The 2,930-nt window shown below is 39.0% G+C and carries 5 protein-coding genes; all 5 read left to right on the forward strand.

Annotation, left to right across the window (positions count from 1 at the left end; all coding sequences use genetic code 11):
• Positions 1 to 136 precede the first annotated feature (136 nt).
• The 5 genes from H5154_RS22500 (at position 137) to H5154_RS22520 (ending at position 2,584) form a co-directional block, all read left to right on the forward strand.
• The gene (locus H5154_RS22500) at positions 137 to 409 is read left to right on the forward strand and encodes a hypothetical protein (RefSeq protein WP_182719696.1); all 273 of its coding nucleotides are present in this window, start codon (positions 137 to 139) and stop codon (positions 407 to 409) included.
• A gap of 26 nt (positions 410 to 435) precedes the next feature.
• Positions 436 to 1,116, forward strand: coding sequence for a hypothetical protein (locus H5154_RS22505; RefSeq protein WP_182719697.1), 681 nt, complete (start codon positions 436 to 438; stop codon positions 1,114 to 1,116).
• 29 nt (positions 1,117 to 1,145) lie between these two features.
• Positions 1,146 to 1,487: a hypothetical protein gene (locus H5154_RS22510; RefSeq protein WP_259398593.1), complete on the forward strand. Its 342-nt coding sequence runs from the start codon at positions 1,146 to 1,148 to the stop codon at positions 1,485 to 1,487.
• Complete coding sequence (locus H5154_RS22515; RefSeq protein ID WP_182719698.1) at positions 1,472 to 1,984, forward strand: DUF2931 family protein; 513 nt, start codon at positions 1,472 to 1,474, stop codon at positions 1,982 to 1,984. The genes H5154_RS22510 and H5154_RS22515 overlap by 16 nt, the downstream gene beginning before the upstream one ends.
• 87 nt (positions 1,985 to 2,071) lie before the next feature.
• Positions 2,072 to 2,584 (forward strand): DUF2931 family protein, encoded by a 513-nt coding sequence (locus tag H5154_RS22520; RefSeq protein ID WP_182719699.1) that lies wholly within the window; start codon positions 2,072 to 2,074, stop codon positions 2,582 to 2,584.
• Positions 2,585 to 2,930 lie beyond the last annotated feature (346 nt).

Below are 2,930 nucleotides of genomic sequence, written 5' to 3' on the forward strand. Positions count from 1 at the left end.
GTTGGTCAGGAAAGTCACGAGATTGGTCAATGATAAACGAAGTAAATTTGAATCCTGAGAAAAAAGAAGAAATGCGGGCGGCATAAAATTTAACTTGAGGCGACAACTAACTTGAAAAACTCCGTTAGCAAATAAGTTGAAAGCACTACTTAGCTTTCAACTCACTAAAGAGGCGCCGCCGCCAACACCGATAGTGTATGTAGATGAACATATTTGTAAGCTTAGTAATAATTCAATGAAAGCCCGTAATATGGGGCTGATCCCATTGTTATTAATTGTGTTATTTACTGCATGTTTAAATGCTAATAATATATTAAAAAGCTGGAGTGCAAGAGAGAGAGCAACTATTGATAGTATTGAATTATATAAAAAAAGTATGGAGAGAATTATTTTAGTAGTACAGAAGTAAACCCAATACACTTAAAGTGGTATAAATTGCTAGATGAAAGTGGTGAGTTGACGTTTAAAAGCTACTTGTATGCTCGTCACAGTAATAAACATACAGCTTATGGAAGTTATTTTTACAAAAAAGACATTTCATTTTTAGTTTTTTACGCTATTACTATTCCACTTTTGTTGTTTTTTATTATTCGTTTTAAGCGTCAAGCACCGATGGTGTTTGATCGTGATAAACAAATTGTTTACCTCTGGTACAAAGGCAAAGTACGCGCTCAGCACTTTAAAAATTTACGGGTTTATGAAGACTTTCAAATGATGCGTATTCAGACACGTGGTTTTGATAAACACAACAACATGCAATGGGCTAATTTTATGGTACAACCGCGCCACAACCCTTATTACAACGGCAGTGATGCGTACGAGCCGGTATTGGCATTTATATGTCAATTTATGGAGTATGGCCGCGAGCATGTAATGCCGCAGCATGAACAGTGGCAAACCGATGACAAACCCTTTGCATTTTTTGATGATGAAAAACCAAAAGACTTTGAGCAGCAGCTTAATGCGATATTAACGCATTTATCAGAGAATGATACAGATATCCCGCTTGATAAAGACAATTTACCGTTATCTACAGGGATGGATATGAGCATGAGTATGCGTTTAAGTAGGGCCCAGAGTAGAGAAAGTAATAAGGATGTGGACAACAGTGAATAAAGGAATTGTTGAGATAAAGGCGCTAAGGAGTGCCACTACAAAGCTTAACGGAACTTGCTAACCGCAAACAAGCTGACGGCCAAGCTATACCTTATATTTTACCTAGCGAGCTTAAAACACTGGTTGATAGCGCCCGCAGCTTTGGCCCACAAAGTGATGCCTGGCAGGCTTTATATAAAGATTACATCCACCACAGTGTTAAATATTCAGCAACGATTGATGCGATTGCTCATGGTCCTGAAGAAGACGCTGAATTCACCAGCAAAAACCAACAACGTGAGCTTTTTTACAATCAGCCAGAACAGGCTGAAGCAAGTGTACAATGGCAGTCACAACTAATAAATGGATATAGATTATGGACAAGCTCGTAAAATGTCTCACCACACTCGCTTTAACATTATTTGTAATAGGTTGCTCGTCAACAGGTAAAATTGATTACATGGTCGCAGGTGTCGGCACCGAAAATGGCAATGCAATTTGGGGGCGCTCTGTGGTATTTGATGATGAGTGGGGTATTCCTTCCGGTGCAATAGAATGTTGTTACGCACAAGCTGGTGGTACTGTGAGTGTTTACAATCAAAAATTCCCAGAAAAAGTAGCCGTTGAATGGTTAGATAAGTCAGAAAATAGAATTTACTTTGGTGAAGTGGCAATAGACAAAAAAGGTTATAGGTTAGCTAAAAATTTACCTTCATACACAGCGCACACAGGTAAGGTTTTTAAAGATGTAAAACCGTATTTAATAGTCGGTATGGGTGAGTCAGGTGAAATCAAAGTTTGGTTATCTAATACCCGTTCAGCGGGATTTACAGGCCGTGTATTACACGAACTAGGCTCTGGGCAAGCACAGTGGCGTGAGAATAAATGACCAGTTTTAAACGCCTTTTTACAATCAGCCAGAACAAGATGAAAAGAGTGAGCAATGGCAATCACAACTAATAAATGGATATAGATTATGGACAAGCTCATAAAATTACTTATCACACTCGCTTTAATATTATTCGCTGTAGGATGTTCGTCTACAGGTAAAATTGATTACATGGTTGCAGGCGGTGCGACACAAAAGGGTAATGAAATTTGGGTGCAATCAATTACTTTTGATAATAGTTGGGGTATTCCTATGGGGAGCCTTGGTTGTTGCTGGCAAAGTGCCGGTAAAACAAGTGGCGTTTACGATCAAAAATTCCCAGAAAAAGTAGCCGTTGAATGGTTAGATAAGTCAGAAAATAGAATTTACTTTGGTGAAGTGGCAATAGATAAAAATGGTTATAAATTAGCCAGTAAATTACCTCGATTTAGTTACCATACAGGCGAAGTAGAAACTGATATTTACCCATATTTAATAGTTGGTATGGGTGAATCAGGTGAGATAAAGGTTTGGATTTCAAATACACCATCAGCCGGGTTTACTGGACGTGTTCTACACGAGCTTGGCTCTGGGCAAGCTCAATGGCGTGAGAATAAGTAGTAAAGCCACGACCCTAAGCTTATGTTCTATAAAGTATTCGCAGAGGCAGCCCGTAGCTCATGGCCCTGAAGAAGACGCTGAATTCACCACTAAAAACCACAGCTCGCGCTTTGTTATAATCAGCCTGCGCAAGCAGAGCTCAGCACACAATGGCAATCACAACTAATAAATGGATATAGATTATGGACAACCTCATAAAATTACTTCTTATTAGTCTGTTAGCTGTATTACTAGGCGGTTGTGCAACAACAGGTGAAATAGATTATATGGTTGTATCGGGTTCAACGGATGAAGGTAATGATATATTCGTGACTTTAATTAAGTTTGATGACCAGTGGGATGTACC

It is taken from the genome of Pseudoalteromonas sp. SR44-5 (assembly GCF_014163675.1).
GTDB classification, from domain to species: domain Bacteria; phylum Pseudomonadota; class Gammaproteobacteria; order Enterobacterales; family Alteromonadaceae; genus Pseudoalteromonas; species Pseudoalteromonas rhizosphaerae.

Coding starts and splice junctions, on each gene's coding strand:
- H5154_RS22520 (WP_182719699.1), top strand. CDS start 2,072: ATGGACAAGCTCATAAAATTACTTATCACACTCGCTTTAATATTATTC.
- H5154_RS22515 (WP_182719698.1), top strand. CDS start 1,472: ATGGACAAGCTCGTAAAATGTCTCACCACACTCGCTTTAACATTATTT.